Annotated in this window: 19 protein-coding genes and 1 other annotated feature; all 19 genes read left to right on the forward strand. The window is 36.7% G+C overall.

What is annotated here, in order from left to right; translation table 11 throughout:
- The first annotated feature begins 66 nt into the window (after positions 1-66).
- The 19 genes from BM260_RS18410 to BM260_RS08880 all read left to right on the forward strand — a co-directional run bounded on the left by BM260_RS18410 (position 67) and on the right by BM260_RS08880 (position 24088).
- Entirely contained in the window at positions 67-243 is a 177-nt protein-coding gene (locus BM260_RS18410) for a hypothetical protein (RefSeq protein WP_175496240.1), read from the forward strand.
- A 297-nt stretch (positions 244-540) separates the two neighbouring features.
- The gene (locus BM260_RS08790; protein WP_175496241.1) at positions 541-2142 is read left to right on the forward strand and encodes an amidohydrolase; all 1602 of its coding nucleotides are present in this window, start codon (positions 541-543) and stop codon (positions 2140-2142) included.
- A gap of 30 nt (positions 2143-2172) precedes the next feature.
- Complete coding sequence (locus tag BM260_RS08795; RefSeq protein WP_093536973.1) at positions 2173-3639, forward strand: alanine/glycine:cation symporter family protein; 1467 nt, start codon at positions 2173-2175, stop codon at positions 3637-3639.
- A 414-nt stretch (positions 3640-4053) separates the two neighbouring features.
- Complete coding sequence (locus tag BM260_RS08800; protein WP_093536974.1) at positions 4054-5046, forward strand: hypothetical protein; 993 nt, start codon at positions 4054-4056, stop codon at positions 5044-5046.
- 136 nt (positions 5047-5182) lie between these two features.
- On the forward strand, positions 5183-6469 hold the full coding sequence (tig, locus tag BM260_RS08805) for a trigger factor (protein ID WP_093537082.1): 1287 nt from the start codon (positions 5183-5185) through the stop codon (positions 6467-6469).
- Between the two features lie 169 nt (positions 6470-6638).
- A complete protein-coding gene (gene clpX, locus BM260_RS08810; RefSeq protein WP_093536975.1) occupies positions 6639-7907 on the forward strand; it encodes an ATP-dependent protease ATP-binding subunit ClpX in 1269 nt (422 codons plus the stop codon).
- Positions 7908-8050: 143 nt separating this feature from the next.
- Positions 8051-10369 carry an endopeptidase La gene (gene lon, locus BM260_RS08815; protein ID WP_093536976.1) on the forward strand — a complete coding sequence of 773 codons (2319 nt, stop codon included), beginning with the start codon at positions 8051-8053 and terminating at the stop codon, positions 10367-10369.
- 2 nt (positions 10370-10371) lie between these two features.
- Positions 10372-10959 (forward strand): ribosome biogenesis GTP-binding protein YihA/YsxC, encoded by a 588-nt coding sequence (yihA, locus tag BM260_RS08820; RefSeq protein ID WP_093536977.1) that lies wholly within the window; start codon positions 10372-10374, stop codon positions 10957-10959.
- Positions 10960-11437: 478 nt separating this feature from the next.
- The gene (gene hemA / locus BM260_RS08825; protein WP_093536978.1) at positions 11438-12805 is read left to right on the forward strand and encodes a glutamyl-tRNA reductase; all 1368 of its coding nucleotides are present in this window, start codon (positions 11438-11440) and stop codon (positions 12803-12805) included.
- Between the two features lie 79 nt (positions 12806-12884).
- The gene (gene ccsA / locus BM260_RS08830; RefSeq protein ID WP_093536979.1) at positions 12885-13715 is read left to right on the forward strand and encodes a cytochrome c biogenesis protein CcsA; all 831 of its coding nucleotides are present in this window, start codon (positions 12885-12887) and stop codon (positions 13713-13715) included.
- An 18-nt stretch (positions 13716-13733) separates the two neighbouring features.
- Entirely contained in the window at positions 13734-14663 is a 930-nt protein-coding gene (hemC, locus tag BM260_RS08835) for a hydroxymethylbilane synthase (protein WP_093536980.1), read from the forward strand.
- Complete coding sequence (locus BM260_RS08840; protein WP_093536981.1) at positions 14656-15420, forward strand: uroporphyrinogen-III synthase; 765 nt, start codon at positions 14656-14658, stop codon at positions 15418-15420. The genes hemC and BM260_RS08840 overlap by 8 nt, the downstream gene beginning before the upstream one ends.
- Positions 15417-16400 (forward strand): porphobilinogen synthase, encoded by a 984-nt coding sequence (hemB, locus tag BM260_RS08845; RefSeq protein WP_093536982.1) that lies wholly within the window; start codon positions 15417-15419, stop codon positions 16398-16400. The genes BM260_RS08840 and hemB overlap by 4 nt, the downstream gene beginning before the upstream one ends.
- Positions 16400-17695 (forward strand): glutamate-1-semialdehyde 2,1-aminomutase, encoded by a 1296-nt coding sequence (hemL, locus tag BM260_RS08850; RefSeq protein ID WP_093536983.1) that lies wholly within the window; start codon positions 16400-16402, stop codon positions 17693-17695. The genes hemB and hemL overlap by 1 nt, the downstream gene beginning before the upstream one ends.
- 151 nt (positions 17696-17846) lie before the next feature.
- Positions 17847-18605 carry a GTP cyclohydrolase II gene (locus BM260_RS08855; protein WP_093536984.1) on the forward strand — a complete coding sequence of 253 codons (759 nt, stop codon included), beginning with the start codon at positions 17847-17849 and terminating at the stop codon, positions 18603-18605.
- Positions 18598-19689, forward strand: a complete 1092-nt coding sequence (gene ribD / locus BM260_RS08860) for a bifunctional diaminohydroxyphosphoribosylaminopyrimidine deaminase/5-amino-6-(5-phosphoribosylamino)uracil reductase RibD (RefSeq protein WP_093536985.1) — start codon at positions 18598-18600, stop codon at positions 19687-19689. The genes BM260_RS08855 and ribD overlap by 8 nt, the downstream gene beginning before the upstream one ends.
- A 24-nt stretch (positions 19690-19713) precedes the next feature.
- Positions 19714-20292 (forward strand): 5' nucleotidase, NT5C type, encoded by a 579-nt coding sequence (locus BM260_RS08865; protein ID WP_093536986.1) that lies wholly within the window; start codon positions 19714-19716, stop codon positions 20290-20292.
- A 68-nt stretch (positions 20293-20360) separates the two neighbouring features.
- Complete coding sequence (locus BM260_RS08870) at positions 20361-20951, forward strand: hypothetical protein (protein WP_093536987.1); 591 nt, start codon at positions 20361-20363, stop codon at positions 20949-20951.
- A 223-nt stretch (positions 20952-21174) separates the two neighbouring features.
- Positions 21175-21400, forward strand: a binding site (T-box leader).
- Positions 21401-21445: 45 nt separating this feature from the next.
- Positions 21446-24088, forward strand: coding sequence for a valine--tRNA ligase (locus BM260_RS08880; RefSeq protein ID WP_093536989.1), 2643 nt, complete (start codon positions 21446-21448; stop codon positions 24086-24088).
- Positions 24089-24194: the final 106 nt, after the last annotated feature.

The following is a 24194-nucleotide window of genomic DNA, read 5'->3' on the forward strand; positions in this document are numbered from 1 at the left end:
CTATAAATACAGGGAATCTACTAGATATAATCATTTATTAATTTTGTAAAAAGGAGAGAATAAAAAATGACTAACCAAGACCGCGAAATACGAAACGATGAAGATCCAAACACTACTCAAGAGCAGCCAAGCAAAATTGAAGAAATAGATAAAAGAAAAGAAAAAGAACATGAAAAGCAAGAAGAAGGAAACTACAAAGAAGATACAATTAGTACACAAGAAGATAGTAACTTACGTAGATAATATAGAGATGTTATAAGAGATGCTTCTAATCATTTGTCGATTAGGAGCATTTTCTTTGTTCAATTCAAAGTTTCTCTGAAGATCGTAGCAGTGGCGCAAGAAAATATGTGAAAATCTTTACTGTTAAGATGCTACCACTACGTTTTAAAGACGTTCATGCTCAAATGGACAACCTGTTATCTGGCTTAATTAGAGTGGTTCTACATTCTTCAAATACTTCATATAATCCCTTTATATAAGACCGAATATTTTGATTTATTAAAATGTTTTTATAATATATAGTAAAAGAAGGAGGAGATGAAAGTGAAAACTATTTTTATCAATGGTCAGATATATACGATGAATCCGAAAGAACCTATGGTGCAATCAATCCTAATGAATAATGAACGAATAATTGATATGGGATCCAATGAAGAGATATTACTACTATGGGGAAGAAATGGAGCTAAGATTATCGATTTGGAAGGGCGGACAGTTTTGCCTGGCTTAATAGATAGTCATTTGCATATTTCTAGTGTTGGTATCAATTCTCAAGAACTAGATCTTACTCATGTAAGATCTGCAGATGAATTATTGGATTCCATCAAGAATTGGGCAACTAAAATGAAACCTGGTGAGTGGATCTTAGGAAGAGGCTGGGATGAAAATACCTTTCTAGATAAAAGAATACCAACTATTGAAGAGCTCGATTATGTTTCGTTAAATATTCCACTTTATTTGCCTCGTATTTGTGGACATGCATCATTGGTTAATAGTACTGCTTTCAAAATAAGTGGTTATCACCCACATATGACTATTCCTTATGGGGGGACGGTCGTTCTAAATTCTACTACGAAAAAGCCTAACGGATTATTGCTAGAAACTGCGTCAACCATTGTTTCCAAACATATTCCAAAGAAAAGCTATGAGCAGTTAAAAATTGCCTTAAAATGCGGCTTACAAAAGGCCATAAGTTTCGGGTTAACGAGTATTCATACGAATGATCCAAATTATCTTGGAGGAGCCCAACAAACCTACAAATTATTTGATGAACTTATAAATCATGATGGAATCGGACCTCGTAGTAATCTTTTAATAGACTATGATTATTTGGAGGAAATGAAAAACATCGGATTGTCCACCGGATTTGGAAATAACAAGGTGATGATAGGTGCTATAAAATTATTTGCAGATGGTGCATTAGGTGGAAGGACTGCACATCTATCGGAGCCTTATATAGATGATCCCGATAACGTTGGAAACGCAATGTATGATAATGAAGTCTTATTCCAACTTATACGGAACATTAGACTGCAAGAAATGCCAGTAGCAATACATACGATAGGAGATCAAGCATTAGTGGATGTCCTTAATATATTAGATCAATTTAAAACGACCAAATACCGCGATAGGCTGATACATGTTTCCCTATTAAATGAACAATTAATACAAAGGTTAAGCAATAGTCATCGAATAGTCGATGTGCAACCTAAATTTGTATCTAGTGATTATCCTTGGATTGAAGATAGAATTGGAAAACAAAGAGCAAAATTTGCGTATCCTTTTAAAAGTTTATTAGATTCAGGTGTAATATGTGCAGGTAGTTCAGATGCTCCAATTGAACCTTTAAATCCTCTATTGGGTATTCATGCTGCTTTAACTAGAAGGAAGTCTGGAGAAAGTCATGACGGCTATAATGTGAAAGAAAAGCTGACTATATACGAAGCTATTAAACTGTTCACGGTTGGAGGTGCCTATGCAACCAATGAAGAATTAGTGAAAGGAACATTGGAACGGGGAAAGTTAGGTGATATGACCGTTTTATCCCATGATCCATTTCGAATGGAAAATCCTGATCAATTATTAACAACCGAAATTGAAATGACCGTTATTGGTGGAGAAATAAAGTATCAAAAATAAGTACTAAAAAATTGGAGAGGGGTTGTACTGTTGGATGCATTACTGGAGACCATTGTTGGCTGGTTATGGGGATTACCGCTCATATTTACTGTTCTTTTTGTAGGGCTCTATTTTACAATTGGAAGTAAATTGTTTCAATTTAGTTATTTACCACATATTTTTAAAGAAACATTTGGTAAGCTTTTTGGTAAGAAAGAAAAATCTGAGGATTCCAAAGGGATATTAACACCATTTCAAGCTGTTGCTACAGCCATTGGTGGAAGTGTTGGGGTAGGGAATATCGGTGGTGTTGCTACTGCAATTGCAATTGGTGGACCTGGAGCCGTTTTCTGGATGTGGATTACTGCACTACTAGGTATGATAACAAAAACAGTGGAAGTAACTTTATCTGTGTACTACCGAAATACGGACGAAAAAGGGAATCCTTATGGCGGACCAACTTATTATATGGAAAAAGGGCTTGGAGAGGAAAAGAACTTTAAATTTTGGAAGGTTCCTGCCATTCTATTTGGTGTAGGTATTTTCACAACTTTCTTTATAACCCTTCAAAATTATACGATTTCAGAAGCAGTTAGCTCCACGTTCAATATTGGGATGATTCCTGCCTCCTTTATCTATTTGACTATTATATATATTATTATTTATGGAGGCATTAAACGGATAGGTGAGATTGCTTCCTTGCTAGTCCCGTTTATGTGTATGTTCTATGTAATTGCTGGACTTTATATTATTTTTAAAAATTATACAGAAATTATTCCGGTCTTTTCTTTAATATTCGATAGCGCATTTTCTGGTATGGCTGCAGTAGGAGGATTTACAGGGGCAGCCATTGCTCAGGTAATTCGCATGGGGGTTGCTCGTGCCGTGTATAGTAATGAGGCTGGTTGGGGTACTTCACCAATGATTCACTCAACCGCAAAAACTTCCCATCCGATAAAGCAAGGAATGTGGGGTGCTATGGAGGTATTCGCAGATACGATGATTGTATGTTCTATCACTGCGTTTACGATAATCATAACAGGTGTTTGGTCTTCAGGTTTGGATGGAGCAGCTCTAACATTATCTGCATTTGAGATTGGAATTGGGGAAATTGGTAGATATATAATAACTATCTCCATTTTCTTATTCGGCCTAACAACCTCTACAGGTTGGTATACGTATTATGAAATAATATTAAGGCATTTATTTAATAATGAAAAGAAGCTTGCATTAAAGTACAAAATTTTAACCTTATTTAAATGGTTATATCCAATTCCAGGGTCATTAATGGTAATTTATGCAGTAATGAATGATATGCCTGGGAAAGCTGTTTGGTATTTTGCTGATATTACGACAGCCATCCCTACGTTTGTTAACTTAATAGTAATACTCTTCTTAAGTAAAAAATTCTTTGAACTGCTTCGTGATTATAAAGCAAGGTACTTAAATATAGGGATTGTTGATCCTGACTTTAATGTGTTTTATGAGGATAAGGTAAAAAAAGAAAGTTATAAATAGCTTAATACTAAGGGCAAATCGTGGAAATGCGGTTTGTCCTTTTGAATATGAAATAAATGGAGAGACTTAAATATACTCTCGTGCAAGGTCAACACTTTTAGATTGTTTATAACTATAAGTATCGGGAATCTATTAAGTAAGGCAAGTTATTAAATACGAACAAAAGGAGAGTAAACAAATGACTAACCAAAAATGAAGAGAAACGATAGGCTGAAGATTCATCACTACATAAGAGCAAGCAAGTAAAAATGATGAAGTAAAAAAAGAAATTGAATTCCCTAGATCCTTTCCCGACTAGGCGCATTTCTTTGTTCGATTCAAAATTTCAATAAGATTGTATCGGTGTATCTAGAATAAATGATATAGTGTATATAATTGAGTACATACATAAGCTAGTGAAGGTGGCGAATTATAATGAAAAAAAAGAATCATCCGATTATGAAGGATGAAAACGTCATTTTATTCCCTGGAATGATCGAAAACTATGTTGAAAAGGGACTTAAATTTGCGGAAGAGAATAACTTTATGGAAGCGGTCTCTTGTTTTGACGAGGCTAACAAATATAAGGAACTGAGTGACATGGTCCAAAGTGTCTACATTTTATCTTTGCTAGAAACAGGAAGAGCTACAGACGCAAAGAAAATATGTGAAACTCTTTACGAAAAAAAGTCTCCTTTTTTTGAACAGGTTATAGAATTATATTTGACAATATTACTTGACCTAAAAGAATACAATCAGTTAAACGAAGTATTAGATGGATTAATGAAGGATTCCACCTATACTTTTCAGCAGAAGAAAAATTTTAAACAGCTTAAAGAACTAAGCATCAAGATGTTATCAGACACAACCTTCTCAGTAGATGAAGAGGTCCACATTCAAATGGACAACGACCAGTTTAAATTAGTGAACTTTAAAAAACTACCTTATGGACAACAAGAACAATTATTACAAATGGCATTCCAAACAGATGTAATGGTCATATCGGAGGATATCATTACAATCATCGAAAGCTCTGATATCATTCCTACTATTAAATCACTAGCTCTTTTACTTCTTGGAGCAGCGGGAGTACAAACTGAGGTTACCGTAGAAAAGTTCGGGTTTAAGGAAACGGTTATTCCGACAGCACCTCCAGAAAGCACAGCGGTTGATCGAGTAGAATCTATCAAACAATATATGGAGAACTCCTTATCCAAAGATCCCACTAAGCTTGAAATGACCTTGGAAATGGTTCATCGCCATGCTTATACCTTGTTTCCGTTTGACTGGGTAGGATATACTAATGAAACAGTAGCTAATAAATACATGGAATATGTAGATGCATTATTTGGGAATAGTGAATTGGAGCCTGATGAGTTCTTTCAGTTACTCATTGAACTGGAAAAATCAGTAGAAGTTTTGAGTTAGGAATAATGTTGAAACTCTATTCATCTATGCTATAATATACAAGTTGTCAATATAATTAGTGAAAAACTGCGCTGTATAAGTATATGCAGGGTGCTAAATTATTGTAAATTATTATTTGGAGGTAGAATATATGTCAATGGATCAGACTGTAAAATGGGAAAAACAAGAAGGTAATAATGGTTTATTAACTGTAGAAGTTACTGCACAAGAAGTATCAAAAGGATTGGATCAAGCCTTTAAAAAAGTAGTTAAACAAATTAACGTACCAGGTTTCCGTAAAGGGAAAATGCCTCGTCAAATGTTCGAAAAAATGTATGGTGTGGAATCATTATTCCAAGAAGCTTTAGATATTATCTTGCCACATGCATATGGCCATGCTGTTGAAGATGCTGGAATTGATCCAGTAGACCAACCAGAAATCGATATCGTAACAATGGAAAAAGGACAACCTTTAGTATTCACTGCTAAAGTTGTTGTAAAACCAGAAGTAACTCTAGGAGACTATAAAGGTCTTGAAGTAACTAAACTAGAAGAAACTGTTACTGACGAAGAAATCGACGAGCAATTAAAAAGTAATCAAACTCGTTTAGCTGAATTAGTAGTAAAAGAAGATGCCATCGTTGATGGCGATACTGCAGTAATCGACTTCGAAGGATTCGTTGATGGAGAAGCTTTTGAAGGTGGAGCAGGAACAGATTATCCACTAGAAATCGGTTCTAATTCTTTCATTCCTGGTTTCGAAGAACAATTAGTTGGTGCTAAAACTGGAGATGCAAAAGATGTTGAAGTAACATTCCCAGAAGAATACCATGCTGCTGAGTTAGCAGGGAAATCTGCTACATTTAAAGTAACTGTTAAAGAAGTTAAAGGTAAAGAATTACCTGAACTTAATGATGACTTTGCTAAAGAAGTAGATGCTGAAGTAGAAGGTATCGACGCTTTACGTACTAAGCTAAAAGAAGCAACTGCTGAAGAGAAAAAACAATTAGCTGCTCAAACACTACGTGATACATTAGTAGAAGCTGCTGCAGAAAATGCAACAATTGATATTCCTGAAGCAATGATCAAATCTGAAACGGACCGCATGTTACAAGAATTTGGTCAACGTTTAGAGCAACAAGGTATGAACTTGGATCTTTACTATCAATTCTCAGGTCAAGACGAAGAAGCATTACGTACTCAAATGACAGAAGATGCTAAAAGTCGCGTAAAAGTTTCATTGACACTTGAAGCAATTGCTAAAGCAGAGAAAATTGAAGCAACTGAAGAAGATATCGATGCAGAACTTGAAAAAATGAGCGCACAGTTCAATATGAAGCTTGAAGATATTAAACGTGCACTTGGTGGTACAGACGTTCTTGCAAACGACTTACGTTTCCAAAAAACAGTTGAATTCTTAGTGGAAAACGCTAAGATTTCTTAATTTTAAATTCATACGTTGTTAATACTAATAGAACAAGGTACAGCATTCAGAACTGTGCCTTGTTCTATCATATACATAGATTTTTCAATATTAAAAACATACTTAAACGTATTATTTGATTACTTGATGAGAATCTTGTAACATAATTGCTTGAATAGGGGTGAATATTTTGTTCAAATTCAATGATGAAAAAGGGAACTTAAAATGTTCTTTTTGTGGTAAACCACAAGAACAAGTTCGTAAGCTAGTAGCAGGACCAGGCGTATATATTTGTGATGAATGTATCGACCTTTGTTCTGAAATCGTAGAAGAAGAGCTAGGAATTGAAGAAGAAGTAGAGTTTAAAGAAGTTCCAAAACCAAAAGAAATTTTAGCTATATTAGATGAATATGTAATTGGACAAGAACGAGCAAAAAAATCACTTGCAGTTGCAGTTTATAACCATTACAAACGCATTAATTCCAATAGTGTCATTGACGAAGTAGAATTAGCTAAATCAAATATAGTATTAATAGGTCCAACTGGTAGTGGTAAAACATTGCTAGCCCAAACACTTGCAAGAATTCTTAACGTACCATTTGCAATTGCAGATGCAACTTCGTTAACAGAAGCAGGATATGTAGGGGAAGATGTTGAGAATATCCTTTTAAAACTAATTCAATCAGCTGATTATGATATCGAACGTGCTGAAAAAGGAATTATATATATAGATGAAATTGATAAAGTAGCTCGTAAATCAGAGAATCCTTCTATTACACGAGATGTTTCTGGTGAGGGTGTACAACAAGCACTTCTTAAAATATTAGAAGGTACTGTTGCAAGCGTACCTCCACAAGGCGGCCGTAAGCATCCGCACCAAGAGTTCTTACAAATTGATACAACGAATATTCTTTTCGTTGTGGGTGGAGCTTTTGACGGTATCGAACAAATTATCAAACGTCGTTTAGGTGAAAAAGTTATTGGTTTCGGAGCTGATCCGAACAAAGTAGAAGTTGCTGAAGGTTCAGTACTTTCGCAATTAATACCAGAGGATCTATTGAAATTTGGTTTAATACCAGAATTCATCGGACGTCTGCCAGTACTTGCAAGCTTAGAGCAGTTAGATGTGAGTGCATTAGTTCAAATTCTAACAGAACCGAAAAATGCTCTTGCTAAGCAATATCAAAAAATGATTGAGTTGGATAATGTGAAGTTAACATTTGAAGATGATGCATTGATAGCTATTGCTAAAGAGGCAATTGAACGTAAAACTGGTGCACGTGGTCTACGTTCAATCATTGAAAACATCATGCTAGATGTAATGTTTGAATTGCCATCTAGAGATGACATTGTCGAATGTATCATAACGAAAGAATCTATTACAGATAAAGCCAAACCTAAGTTATTATTAGAGGATGGTACAGAATTAGATAAAGATAATGAAAAAACATCGGCTTAATTAGCCATTGAAAAAGCTGGCTTCCATCTGCGCGTGCTTAGCGCATGCAAGGATGTCAGCTTTTTCAACTTCAAAGGAACTTTTTTTATAACAAGCATTATTGATGAAACTACGGACAGAATAAGTTGGAGGTGACTACCCAAATGACTAAAGAAAATAAAGTATTTTATCCAGTGTTGCCTCTTAGAGGCTTACTTGTTTATCCTACGATGATTTTACATATAGACGTAGGACGTGAACGTTCTATAGCTGCACTCAACGAGGCGATGATTCGAGAGGAAAAGTTATTTCTATCTGTTCAAAGAGATATGACCATCGAAAAACCCGATATGGCAGATCTGTATGATGTAGGTATCATTGCAAAAGTAAAACAAATGGTGAAATTACCAAACGGTACAATGCGGGTTTTAGTAGAAGGATTACAACGTGGTATTTGGGATGATTTTAATCATCTTGATACATTCGACGAGGTTGCCGTTACTGCATTTATTGAGCCAGAAAAAGTGGATCAAGAAGACGAGGCACTTATGCGTACGCTAGTACATAATTTTGAAAAGTATTCAAAATCATCTAAGAGTGTCTCCGAAGAAACGTTCAATTCAGTAACTGATATTGAAGAACCAGGTCGTTTGGCGGATATGGTAGCTTCACATCTGCCATTGAAAATTTCTGGTAAACAAGAAATATTAGAAATAATGGATGTAAAAGAACGTTTAGAATGGTTAATAAGTCGTTTATACAATGAACAAGAAATATTAGACTTGGAAAAGAAGATTAATACACGAGTCAAAAATGCGATGGAAAGAACACAAAAAGAGTTCTATCTTCGTGAACAGATGAAAGCGATTCAAACCGAACTTGGCGATAAAGAAGGTAAAACCGGGGAAGTAGCCGAACTCAAAAAGCGTATTGAAGCAGCAGGTTTACCTGAAGATACGAAAAAGAATGTGTTAAAAGAATTAGATCGCTATGAAAAACTTCCTACGCAGGCTCCAGAAAGTGGGGTTATACGTAACTATATCGATTGGATCGTTTCTATTCCTTGGTCTAAATCAACGGAAGATCAGTTAGATATAAAGCGTTCTGAAAAAATATTGGATAGAGATCACGATGGATTAGAATCTGTCAAAGAGCGTGTGTTAGAGTATTTGGCTGTTAGACAGTTAACTAAATCTTTAAGAGGTCCAATTCTTTGTTTAGCAGGTCCTCCAGGTGTTGGTAAAACTTCCTTGGCAAAATCCATTGCGGAGTCTTTAGGGCGTAACTTTGTGCGTATCTCACTTGGTGGTGTTCGAGATGAATCGGAAATTCGTGGACATCGAAGAACCTATGTAGGCTCAATGCCAGGTCGCATTATTCAAGGGATGAAAAAAGCAGGAACGATTAACCCGCTGTTTTTACTGGATGAAATCGATAAAATGTCGAATGACTTCCGAGGAGATCCTTCCGCTGCGATGCTAGAAGTATTAGATCCTGAGCAAAATAATTCTTTTAGTGATCATTATATCGAAGAGACATACGATCTTTCAAATGTTCTTTTCATCGCTACTGCAAATGATTTAAGTACTATTCCTGGGCCTTTACGTGATCGTATGGAGATTATCTCCATTGCTGGTTACACGGAGTTAGAAAAGCTCTCTATCGCAAAGAATCATTTATTGCCTAAACAGTTAAAAGAGCATGGTCTAACAAAAGGTCAACTACAACTGAAAGACGATGCTTTACTAGATGTAGTCCGACATTATACAAGAGAAGCGGGAGTCCGTAGTTTAGAGCGAGTACTTGCAAATCTCTGTCGTAAAGCTGCTCTTCAAATTGTTTCAGGTGATAAAAAGAGAGTCTCTATTACAACGAAAAATCTTGAAAACATTATCGGTAAACGTAAATTTAGGTATGGTCAAGCGGAAACAGAGAACCAAATAGGGGTAGCAACAGGGCTTGCTTACACTACTGTTGGTGGTGATACTCTTCAAATTGAGGTTTCGTTATCTGCTGGAACTGGCAAGCTCCAATTGACTGGTAAGCTAGGTGATGTGATGAAGGAATCTGCGCAGACTGCATTATCTTATGTACGTTCAAAAGCAGAAGAGTTTGGAATTGATCCAACATTTTATAAAAACAAGGATATCCATATTCACGTTCCGGAGGGTGCTGTTCCGAAGGATGGACCTTCAGCTGGAATTACTATAGTTACAGCTCTTGTTTCGGCATTGTCTAAGCGACCTATTAAACGTGAAGTAGGTATGACAGGAGAAGTAACGCTTAGAGGTAGAGTATTACCGATTGGCGGTTTAAAAGAAAAGACACTAAGTGCACATCGTGCAGGTTTGACGACTATTATTTGTCCGGCAGACAACGAGCGCGATATTGAAGATATACCAGAAAGTGTTCGCGAAGTATTGACGTTCCATTTTGTTTCCGATGCTGAAGAGGTGCTTCAACTGGCTCTAGAGGAGGCATAATTATGAAAATTCATAATGTAGAATTATTAATCAGTGCAGTAAGACCAGCGCAATATCCAGAGGGTGATTTACCTGAAATAGCTTTAGCTGGACGGTCGAATGTAGGAAAATCATCTTTTATCAATAAGATGATTGGTCGAAAAAGTATGGCCCGAATTTCATCTAAACCAGGTAAAACACAAACATTGAACTTTTACAAATTGGAAGAGTCTTTAATATTTGTCGATGTACCTGGTTACGGTTATGCTAAAGTATCGAAAACAGAACGTGCTGCTTGGGGTAAAATGATTGAAACTTATTTTACCTCTCGCAACATTTTAAAAGCAGTTGTTTTAATAGTGGATTTAAGACATCCACCTACAGGTGATGACTGTATGATGTATGATTTCCTAAAGCACTATAATATTCCTTGTATTGTTATTGCTACAAAGGCTGACAAAATTCCTAAAGGGAAATGGGATAAGCATAAAAAAATAGTGAAAGATGAACTGCAAATGGATAAAACAGATCCATTAATTGTTTTTTCTTCTGACACTGGTTTAGGTTTCGATGCAGCTTGGGCTGAGATTGAAAGTAGAATTTTAGACTAAGACTACTTCCGGTTAATGGATAGTATAGTAACTATCTTTATAAATAATAGTATTGAATTTTAGTGAGTGAGTTCTTGAGCGATATATGTCGATCAAGGACTTGCTTTTTTAAGGACATTAAAAGCCACCAAAAGATTCCTTGGTTGTTTCACCTAACATTAAGATAGAGAACTTAAATGGCATAGATCTACCTAATTGGAATTTCTACCTTATTAAGTTCTTTATGAAAGTACATAGATGAAAGATTAAAAACTATCCATTCAGGGAATACCAAGCTTACATTCGTTTATATTGTTTGAATTGTCCTACTTTTATTATTTGAATCAGAATGTTTGAATTGACGAATATTGTTTGTTATTATTAATTTATAATAATTCTAAATAAGATTTCATACGTTGTTCACAAATAAGCAAGGAACTAGCGTGAAGCTATGATATAATTGGATTAATGAATTGAACGTGAAGGGGAGACCTATTCCATGCATACAATCGTGGTTGGTGTCAATTATCGTACTGCTCCTGTCGAAATTCGGGAGAAACTGTCGTTTGTAGAAGCGGAGTTACCTAATGCGATGCAGGCACTACAAGACCAAAAAAGTATATTAGAAAATGTCATCGTATCTACTTGTAACCGTACGGAAATCTACGCTACTGTAGATCAACTTCATACGGGTAAATACTATGTAAAGCAATTTTTAGCGAATTGGTTTGATATTCCGTTAGAAAGTTTATCTACCTATTTATTTGTTCACGAGGATGACCAAGCGAATAATCATTTGTTCCGCGTTACAGCGGGCATCGATTCGATGGTACTTGGGGAAACACAAATATTAGGACAAGTGAAGAAAAGCTTCCTAAATGGACAAGAAAACGGAACTACAGGAACTGTTTTCAACCAATTATTTAAACAGGCAGTCACGTTTGCCAAACGTGCACATGCAGAGACTGCAATTGGAGAAAACGCTGTTTCCGTTTCTTATGCAGCAGTAGAGCTAGGGAAGAAAATATTTGGTTCACTAAATCATAAGCACGTCGTAATTTTAGGTGCTGGGAAAATGGGCGAGCTTGCGATCCAAAATCTTCATGGTAGCGGAGCTGAAAAGGTAACGGTGATTAATCGTACTTTTGAGAAAGCTAAGGAGCTTGCTTCTAAGTTTGACGGCAATGCTAAACCGATGGACGAGCTTCAATGTGCATTATTAGAAGCTGATATCCTTATCAGTTCAACTGGTTCAACTGAATTTGTAATTGATCTTGAACTAATGCAATTTGTAGAGCGTCTTCGTAAAGGGAAGCCTTTGTTCATGGTAGATATAGCTGTACCACGTGATTTAGATCCACGTATAGGCGATCTTGCTAATGTGTTCTTGTATGATATTGATGATTTACAAGGAATCGTGGAAGCTAACTTAGCTGAAAGAGAACGTGCTGCTCAGCAGATTAATCTCATGATCGAAACGGAAATTGAACAGTTTAATGACTGGGTAACGACGCTTGGAGTAGTACCTATTATTTCGGCTTTACGTCAAAAAGCGAATACGATTCAGTCTGAAACTATGGCGTCAATTGAAAACAAAATGCCTAATTTAACGGATCGTGAACGTAAAATATTAAATAAGCATACTAAATCAATTGTCAATCAGCTATTAAAAGAACCAATTTTACAAGTAAAAGAATTATCAGTAGCAAAAGATCCTGCTGCACAGCTTCAACTATTCCAACAAATCTTTGGTATAGAAGAAGATGTACAAAAGGAAGTTGCTATGCAAGCAGAAAAAGCAAAAATCAATTTAAAGCAAACTTTAATGGATTCGCAAAATTTAAAAGAGAATTTATTATATAACTAAGTAAAGGAGGCGTTTTAATATCTGTATGGAGACAAATAGATATTACAAACGCCTTTTTACTATGTAAAAGGAGAATAACATGACTGATCTGACGATGACAAGGCTTCATGAGATTATGGTCATTCTTCAAGCTATAAGCCTTGTCTTTTACTTTATAGATTACTTACAAAAGGATCAACGAGCACATCGGTTAGCTGTATGGTTGCTTTTTGCGGTTGGTACATTACAAACAATGTTTTTAGTTATGTATATGGTAGAGATGAAGCGTTTTCCAATTCTTTCGTTGTTCGAAGGGATATACTTTTATGCTTGGCTCATCATTATGCTCTCGCTTGTTTTACAGTTAGGATTTAGATTGGACCTTCCAGCATTCTTTATGAATTTGATTGGGTTTATTTTTATGACGATACATACGTTTGCACCAAATCCGATGTCTCAATCGTTAGTAGGAGATAATCTTAAATCGGAATTATTATTCATCCATATTATGTTTGGATTATTAGCTTATACAGCTTTTGCTTTATCATTTGTTTTTTCGACATTATACTTAATCTTATATAAAGTGCTAAAACAAAAAAAATGGACAAAACAATTCACACGATTGCCTTCACTGCAACAAGCTGCAAACGGAATGAGTCTGTCCATTTTAACAGGAATTCCATTATTGTTTGTAAGTTTAGTTCTTGGGTTAGAATGGGCATATATATCATTAGAGGGTTTTCCACTTTATGATATAAAGATAGTCAATTCTTTTATAGTGTTAGTGATTTATATTCTTGTTTTATTGATAAGAAAGTCAGCAAAGATTATAGGGACAAATTATGCTTGGATACATATTTATGCCTTTCTATTTGTTTTGATAAATTTCTTATTAGGTAGTCGATTATCACAATTCCATATTTGGTATTAAAGAAGGGAAGCGGCATTTTTGCGTAAAATTATTGTAGGATCTAGACGAAGTAAGTTAGCATTAACTCAAACAAATTGGTTCATTCAACAGATGAAAGATATGGGGGCACCTTTTGAGTTTGAAGTGAAAGAGATTGTGACAAAGGGTGACCAAATTTTAAATGTTACGCTTTCTAAAGTTGGAGGTAAGGGACTTTTTGTAAAAGAAATAGAACAAGCTCTTTACGACAAAGAGATCGATTTTGCAGTGCATAGTATGAAAGATATGCCTTCTGAATTACCTGAAGGTTTAGTAATGGGATGTATTCCAAAACGTGTGGATGAACGGGATGCCTTTATATCTACAGGACATGTGAAATTCGCTGACCTTCCAACAGGAGCGGTAGTAGGAACAAGTAGTTTGAGAAGAAGTGCTCAGTTATTGTTGTTAAGACCAGATATCGAGATTAAATGGATTCGTGGTAATGTAGAGACACGTTTGAAAAAATTGCAAGATGGCGAGTATGATGCGATTATTTTAGCTGCAGCAGGTTTAAAACGTTTAGGCTGGAGCGATGAGGTCGTTACAGAATACTTAACTACGGAGGATTGCATCCCAGCAGTTGGACAAGGGGCTCTAGGTATTGAATGTCGCGCGGATGATCAAGAATTAATCGATGAGCTTGGCAAACTATCTGACCATGATACATGGGTTGCAATAGAAGCAGAGCGTGCATTTTTATCTGCAATGGACGGTGGATGTCAAGTGCCAATCGCAGGCCATGCAACAATTAGTGATGGTAAAATTACGATGACTGGACTAATTGCAGCACCGGATGCATCCGTCGTATTCAAAGAAGTATTAACTGGAATGGATGCAGCTAGACTTGGGAAAGAACTTGCAAGTATTATGACCGAACAAGGAGCATACGATTTAATCCAACAAGTGAAGGCCGATTTGAATGTCTAATAAAACTCCTTTGATAGGCGAGAATGTCATTTTTACTGGCATTCTTAGATCAACGGAAGCATCAGATCTTGTGAAAAGATTTGGTGGGAATGCAGTTATTGCTCCGATGATTGCTACAAAGGAAATAGTTAGTTCTCATGATTTGAGCCTTTTACAGAGTTGTAACTTATATGATTGGCTTATCTTTACTAGTCAAAGTAGTGTAAAGGCATTTCATTCGAAAATGGTAAAATACCAACTAGATGCCAGTTTTTTTACAGCTAAAATTGCAGTAGTTGGTACAAAAACTGCAAGTGCCATTGAAGACTTAGGTCTTTCAGTCAATTTTACTCCTACTATATTTAGTGCAGATGTTTTTGTGCAGGAGTTTCCGGAAGTTGTATCCTCCACTGCGCGATGCTTATTTGTTAAAGGAAATCTTGCAAAAGATACAATAAAAAATGGTCTGTCCAATCATGTACAGGAATGGACTATTTATGAAACAGTTGAGTTAGAGGAAAACAAAGAAAAAGTGGAGAATCTATTAAAGAACAAGGAAAAATGTTCAATTATCTTCACAAGTCCTTCTACCGCCGAAGTGTATCATCGCAGCATTGGGGCTTCCTTTGGGTATAATCATACAACTGTATGTGCAATTGGCCATATTACCAAGAATTATTTAGAATCTATAAATGTAACTGTGCAGGTTATGCCAGAAACTTATACCTTAAAAGATGTAATTGTTAAATTAGCGGAATGGAAAGGAAGAGTGCAATGACTGAATTATTTTTTCAACGTCATCGTCGTTTAAGACAATCAGCTGGAATTCGAGCAATGGTTAAGGAAACTTATTTACATAAGGAAGATTTAATCTATCCTATATTCGTAATGGAAGGCGAGAATATTAAAAACGAAGTATCTTCAATGCCAGGCGTTTTCCAATTCTCTCTTGACCGTTTAAATGAGGAAGTAGATGAAGTAGTAGACTTAGGAATTCCATCTGTTATTTTATTCGGGCTACCTGCGGAAAAAGATGCAGTTGGATCTGGGGCTTATCATAATCACGGAATTGTACAAGAAGCAATTCGTCAAATTAAAGCGCGTCATCCGCAATTAATAGTAATAGCAGATACTTGTCTATGTGAATTTACAGACCACGGACATTGTGGAGTAGTAGATGAAAACGAACGTATTTTAAATGATCCTTCGCTTGATTTGTTAGCAAAAACTGCTATAAGCCAAGCAGAAGCTGGTGCAGATATTATTGCTCCATCCAATATGATGGACGGCTTTGTAGCTGCAATTCGCCTTGGTTTAGATGAAGCAGGGTATAAGGATATACCTATTATGTCTTATGCGGTAAAATATGCATCGGCATATTACGGACCCTTCCGTGAAGCGGCAGACGGAGCACCAAAATTCGGTGACCGCAAAACGTATCAAATGGATTATTCTAATCGTATGGAAGCAATACGTGAAGCTTCATCCGACGTACAAGAGGGAGCAGACTTCCTAATTGTAAAACCAGCATTAGCATACTTAGATATTATTCGTGATGTAAAAAATACATTTGCTACACCGATTGTTGCTTACAATGTATCTGGAGAATATGCAATGGTAAAAGCAGCGGCAATTAATGGCTGGATCAACGAAAAAGAAACAGTGCTTGAAACACTAACAGGAATGAAACGTGCAGGAGCAGATATGATCTTAACCTATCATGCTAAAGATGTTGCCCGTTGGTTGGAGGGGAAATAATGATAAAATCATATGAGCAGTCTAAACAGGCATTTACAGAAGCAAAGGAATTAATGCCCGGTGGCGTAAATAGCCCCGTACGTGCGTTTAAATCCGTCGATATGGATCCTATTTTCATGGAGAGTGGAAAAGGTGCAATTATAAAAGATATCGATGGCAATGAATATATTGACTATGTGTTATCATGGGGACCACTTATTTTAGGACATACGGAACCAAATGTTGTGAAAGCAATTCAACAGGTTGCAGAAACAGGAACAAGCTTTGGTGCTTCTACCTTAATCGAAAATAAATTAGCTAAACTAGTAATGGATCGTGTTCCATCCATCGAGATGGTTCGAATGGTTTCTTCTGGTACGGAAGCAACGATGAGTGCACTTCGTTTAGCGCGTGGTTTTACTGGTCGCAACAAAATTTTGAAATTTGAAGGTAGTTATCATGGTCATGGAGATAGCTTACTGATAAAAGCGGGATCTGGTGTTGCAACACTAGGTTTACCTGATAGTCCTGGTGTTCCGGAGTCAGTGGCTAAAAATACAATAGCCGTACCTTTTAACGATTTAGAAAGCGTTCGTCATGTCTTTGAAAACTTTGGAGACGACTTGGCAGCTGTAATCGTAGAGCCTGTAGCTGGTAATATGGGTGTTGTTCCTCCAGTAGAAGGATTCTTAGAAGGATTACGCGAACTAACGGAGAAAAACGGAACTGTATTAATCTTTGATGAAGTGATGACCGGTTTCCGTGTAGGATATAACTGTGCACAAGGCTATTATGGTATTACACCTGATTTAACTTGTTTAGGCAAGGTAATAGGTGGAGGACTTCCTGTAGGGGCATTTGGCGGTAAACGTGAAATCATGGAAATGATTGCACCAGCTGGGCCAGTTTATCAAGCAGGTACATTATCAGGTAATCCTTTAGCTATGACAGCTGGTTACGAGACATTAACACGTTTAAATGAACAAACATATGATTATTTTATCGAGCTAGGGGATATACTTGAAAAAGGGTTCCGTGAAGCAGCGACAAAATATAATATTCCACATACAGTGAATCGTGCAGGTTCAATGATCGGTTTCTTCTTAACAAATGAAGATGTGGTAAACTTTGATACAGCGAAAACGTCTGATTTAGAATTATTCGCTAAGTATTTCCGTCTTATGGCAGAAGAAGGAATTTATTTACCACCTTCTCAGTTTGAAGGATTATTCCTCTCGAGCGCACATACTGTAGAGCATATAGAAAAAACAATTCAAGCATTCCATACAGTATTTGAAAAACTTTCGATGAACTAAATAGCAATTGGAGCCTTGCATTAGTTGCAAGGCTCTTTTAGTCTAATGTAATTGACAAATATTGATTACTAAAATATAATTACTTACGAAAAGTAATCTACTAAGAATACTATAGAGATACTATTATGTTTTGGAGAAATGAGGATATAGAATGCCAAATGTGAAAGAAATATCTAATGATGTAGTAAATGTATTAAAAGATAAAATTAAAGTTATTAAGACTGATGAAAGTTCGATTTATCTAGTTGGACCTATTCGATTGCCGGTAAATTTAAATGGTAATACAGTTATATTTCAGTGGTATAGCTGGTTAAATAGTGATGAATACACAGAAGATATCAATCAAATAATAAGTAATTTATCCTCCTCTAACTTAGCTGAATACCAACAATCCAGCGTGTTAGTATACGGAGACTTTAAAGAGACCGAGGAGTCACTAATCCGCATGCACTCCATCTGCCATACGGGGGACATTTTCGGGAGTAAGCGTTGTGATTGTGGTTTCCAATTAAAACAGTCTATGCAAATGATCGTTAACAACGGAGCTGGTGCTTTATTTTATTTAGCAAATCATGAAGGCAGAGGCATTGGTCTATTTAGTAAAGCAATGGCCTATATTCTACAAGAAAATGGTTCGGATACGGTAGAGGCTAATGAAAAACTAGGCTTTGTAGACGATTCTAGAAATTATGGAGATGCGATCGAAGTCTTAAAAGTATTGCGTTCGAAACCTGTTACATTGATAACGAACAATCCAAAGAAAGTAAAAGCATTAAAGGATGCAGGTTTGGCTGTAGCGGGGCGTACTCCATTATGGGGGGACGTTTCGGAATACAATGAAAAATACTTACACACGAAAATAAATCGTTCAGGTCATATGGAGGAAGAAGGTACTTTTCAAAATGACTAATCACGCATTTTATATGGATCTTGCCCTGCAAAATGCGAGAGCAATGAAAGGACAAACGGATCCGAATCCCTTAGTAGGAGCAGTGATTGTAAATAATAATCGTATCGTTGGTATTGGTGCGCATATGAAACCTGGAGAGCCTCATGCAGAAATTCATGCTATTAGAATGGCAGGGGAGCATGCAAAAGGTGCTACGATTTATGTCACACTGGAACCATGTTCCCATCACGGAAGAACCGGTCCTTGTGCTGAAGCAATTGTTGCAGCTGGTATTAAAACTGTTGTCATTGCAACGCTCGACCCAAATCCAATCGTATCAGGGCGAGGAGTCAAAATTCTAGAGGATGCTGGGATAAATGTGATTACCGGTATTCTAGAGGAAGCCTCTAAAAGGATGAATGAAGTATTCAACAAGTTTATCGTAACAGAGAAGCCTTTTGTGACATTAAAATCGGGGATAACGTTAGACGGTAAAATTGCCACACACTCTGCTCATAGTAAATGGATTACGTCTGCAGATGCACGAGAGGATGTTCATCATCTTAGGAATGAGCATTTGGCCATTTTAGTCGGTGTTAATACTGTTATGGAAGATAATCCCGAACTAACTACTCGTATTGAAAATGGTCGTAATCCGATTCGTATCGTTTTAGACTCAACATTGAAAATTCCTTTAGATGCCAAGCTTGTAACCGATCAATTAGCGCAGACGTGGATTTTTACAAGTGTAAATTATGACCATGATAAAAAAGAGAAGCTAATCAATCAAGGCGTTCAAGTGTTCCATACAACTGGAACTATCCATGTAGATGTACAAGAAGTCGTTCGAATATTAGGTGAAAATTCTATCTCCTCTTTGTTAATTGAAGGTGGAGGGACGATCAATGCAGCATTTTTGGAAAATAAATTAATTGATAAAGCAGTTATTTATATTGCACCTAAGTTAATAGGTGGTAAAAATGCTCCGACCTTTATGGAGGGTAGCGGTATTGACTTAATGAGTGATGCAGTTGAGCTAATCGATACGGAAATTCAAAAAATAGGGAAAGACTTTAAGTTTGTTGGTTATCCAACTTACAAATAAGATGTAATGGATGTGGCATATTAGATGAAATTTGGATTTGATATTGATGATACATTGATCAATTTAAGAGAACATGCTTTTCATATCTATAACGAAAAGTTAGGACAACAAGTGGAGTTAGATAAATTTCATGCGTTAGATAGAGTTGAAATACATGAATTATTCGGAATGTCCGATGAAGCGGGCTCTAAAATGTGGAATGATACATTGGAACAAATATATTATACTAATTGTCCGGCATACCCAGATGCTGTAGAAACGTTAGTAAATCTACAACAACAGGGACATGAGGTATACTATATTACGGCTAGACCAGCAGAACATCGTGAAAGAACGATGAATTGGTTAATGGAACAAGGATTCCCAGTCACAGAAGAAAAATTCTTTTGTGGCATGAAGGACCAAGCGAAGGTAAATATTATTCGGGACTTACAGTTAGATTATTATTTCGACGATAAGCCAGACGTATTAAACACATTAACAGATGATACATTACAAGTTTATGTGAAAACGCAATCGTATAACCAACATCTTACAATTCCAAGGTTAACAAATTGGTTAGAACTAAAGCAGATTGTGGATAAAAACAACGACAAAAAGTAATTCTAAGTGAAATATGTTCTATCCCTTTTGTTCTATTCATAAGTTGTCCTATAGAAGGAGGATGACTTATGACGACAAAAACCTGGGATGTAAAAGAACAATTTCGTTTTCCACCAAGCTTTGGGGTTCCAAAAGAAATTAAAAATGTTGCAGTAACTCCTCAATGCGAAGTCACTGAGAAGGAGAATATTATTCAAATAGTAGGTATATACCACATCACCTGCCACGTTAAGTTTGAGGAAGGTGAAGAGGAGCATCATGCTACGAGCGAATTCACCGAGATTGAAGACTTAGATCTGCAAGGTGAGGTCGGCTATTTTGAATATGCAGTACCAATGAGTATCGAGTTCGGTAAAGACAAATTAAAAGAAGGTTCCAAGCCAACAGTTCAAGTGAACCATATTAACTCGAAACCAACAGAGCAAGCGGCAATTGAAGTTGGGTGGACTGTACACTGTGAATACGAGGAAGCTCCTGTACCCGTTCCAGTTAAACCAGTTGCAGAAGTAGAAGCACCAAACCCTGCTGAACCAGTGGAAGTGAAAATACCGCAAGGCGAGGAGTTCGAGCTTCAATTCATTTTAGATTTGGATGATGGATATTCAAAGCTGACATTCCCATCAAATAATGTTCTTGTAAAACAAAAAACAGATGAGTAGTAATAGTACCAATAAGAGGAAATCCCATGTGGTAGGCACGATTAGTACTCGTATTAATTGGAAAGTACAAATGGGAATACTTACATGCTTACAATAGAAACGTGTTTTACGTAACCAATCGGGCAATAAATATGGGTTATATCCTTTTCTCATTGTAATTCTCCTTTCACCATACTAGACTTGACGGCATATAATAATATCCTTTACAATGGAACAAATGAATAGAGATGCAATGAATGGGAAGAGTAGAATGATTTGGTTCTCAAAAGAAAGGAAACAATTTGCTGAAATGTTTCTGTTAACCGCCATTTGAAGGTAGCCCACGAGCAGTATTTGTGAACGTAAGTAGCAAATGCCGGTTTGAAGCCGTTATCGAATTGAGAGCGTGATGCGTTTTTTAGCATTCGCGAATAAAGGTGGTACCGCGAACAAACTCCTTCGTCCTTTAATGACGATAGGAGTTTTTTTATATTCTTTTTTAGGAGGAACAGACAATGACAAACGAAACAACGATGTCCACAAAGTATGATCCGCAGTCGATTGAAAAAGGACGGTATGAATGGTGGTTAGAAGGAAAATACTTCGAAGCTCATCCAGAAAGCGATAAAGAACCTTATACAATCGTAATTCCACCACCGAATGTTACCGGCAAACTACATTTAGGTCACGCATGGGATACTACATTACAAGATATTATTGTTCGTATGAAACGTATGCAAGGATATGATGCTTTATGGCTTCCGGGTATGGATCATGCAGGTATCGCAACACAAGCAAAAGTAGAGGAAAAACTGCGTGCTGATAATATTACAAGATATGATTTGGGCCGTGAAAAGTTTGTCGAAGAAACATGGAAGTGGAAAGAAGAATACGCTGGCCATATCCGTGCACAATGGTCGAAACTTGGACTTGGTTTAGACTATTCGCGTGAGCGCTTTACTTTAGATGAAGGATTATCAAATGCAGTGAAAGAAGTATTCGTTAAGCTGTATAACAAAGGTTTAATCTACCGTGGCGAATACATTATCAACTGGGATCCAGCAACTAAAACGGCACTTTCCGATATTGAAGTAATCCACAAAGATGTACAGGGTGCATTCTATCATATGCATTACCCACTTGCAGATGGTACTGGATCAATCGATGTTGCGACTACTAGACCAGAAACAATGCTTGGGGATACCGCAGTAGCAGTACATCCAGAAGATGATCGTTATAAGCATTTAATCGGAAAAACAGTAAAACTTCCGATTATTGGTCGTGAAATACCGATTGTTGGAGATGATTACGTAGATATGGAGTTTGGAAGTGGAGCAGTGAAAATTACGCCTGCACATGACCCGAATGACTTTGAAATCGGGAACCGTCACAACTTACAACGTATTTTAGTAATGAATGAAGACGGTACGATGAATGGGAATGCAGCTACTTATAATGGAATGGACCGATTTGAATGTCGTAAACAAATCGTTAAAGATTTACAAGATGCAGGAGTTCTATTCAAAATCGAAGAACATGCACATTCAGTAGGACATTCTGAACGAAGTGGAGCAGTAGTTGAACCATATCTATCTACTCAATGGTTTGTTAAAATGCAACCACTTGCGAAAGAAGCTATCAAACTTCAAGAAGCAGAAGGAAAAGTGAATTTTGTACCAGATCGTTTTGAAAAAACGTATTTGCGTTGGATGGAAAATATTCATGACTGGTGTATATCACGTCAATTATGGTGGGGACATCGTATTCCAGCTTGGTATCATAAAGAAACTGGAGAAATTTATGTTGGGAACGAAGCACCAGCTGATCCAGAAAACTGGAATCAAGATAACGATGTCTTAGATACTTGGTTCTCCTCGGCATTATGGCCGTTTTCTACATTAGGTTGGCCAGATGCAGAAAACGAAGAGTTCAAAAAGTATTATCCTACAAATGCGCTCGTAACTGGTTATGACATTATATTCTTTTGGGTTTCTCGTATGATTTTCCAAGGGATAGAATTTACTGGTACTCGTCCTTTTGATGATGTTCTAATACACGGTCTGGTACGTGCGGAAGACGGTCGTAAGATGTCTAAATCGCTAGGAAATGGTATTGATCCAATGGATATTATTGATCAATACGGAGCAGATTCGTTACGTTACTTCCTAAGTACTGGATCATCACCTGGGCAAGATTTACGTTTCTCAACAGAAAAAGTAGAAGCTGTTTGGAACTTTGCCAACAAAATTTGGAATGCATCTCGTTTTGCATTAATGAATATGGATGGCTTGAAATTTGAAGAGATAAATTTAGATGGTAAAAAATCGGTTGCGGATGCATGGATTCTTACACGTTTAAATGAAACGATTGAGCAAGTAACAAGACTTTCAGATCGTTATGAATTTGGTGAAGTTGGTCGTGCGCTTTATAACTTCATCTGGGATGATTTCTGTGACTGGTATATTGAAATGGCAAAACTTCCACTTAACGGGGAAGATGAAGAAGCGAAAAAAATGACACGGTCCGTACTAGCTTATGTTTTAGACAATACTATGCGTCTATTGCATCCATTTATGCCATTCATTACAGAAGAAATTTGGCAAAACCTTCCGCATGAAGGCGAGTCGATTACAGTTGCTGCTTGGCCGACTGTAAACGAAGCACTTTCAAACAAAGAAGAAGCGGACAATATGAAGTTACTTTCTGAAATTATCCGCTCGGTTCGTAATATTCGTTCAGAAGTACAAACGCCAATGAGCAAAAAAGTTCCTTTATATGTTTCCGCGAAGGATGCAAATACATTAGCCGTATTAGAAGCAAATGCTAAGTATTTGGAGCGTTTCTGTAATCCAGAACCACTTGTAATAGGATTAGAATTAGAAGCACCTAGTCAATCAATGTCTGCTGTAGTTACGGGAGCGGTTTTATATCTTCCGCTACAAGGGTTAATCGATATTGATGCCGAGAAAGCTCGTTTAACAAAAGAGCTAGAAAAATGGGCTAAAGAAGTGAAATTAGTTCAAGGAAAACTATCTAATGAACGCTTTGTTTCGAAAGCACCAGAGGCAGTAGTTGCAGAAGAACGTGCAAAAGAAGCAGACTATCTAGAGAAACACGCATCTGTATTGAAGCGTATGGAAGAATTAAATAATCTATAAAAATTTGAGCGTGCACCCAATGATTTGGGTGCATGCTTTTTTGCGGAGAAGAGTTCTCCAGATTCCGGTGGTTTTACGTGACATTCGGGTGATTCTTCTTTATATA

Origin of the sequence: Psychrobacillus psychrotolerans (assembly GCF_900115805.1) — a bacterium.
In the GTDB taxonomy this organism is placed as follows: Bacteria; Bacillota; Bacilli; order Bacillales_A; family Planococcaceae; genus Psychrobacillus; species Psychrobacillus psychrotolerans.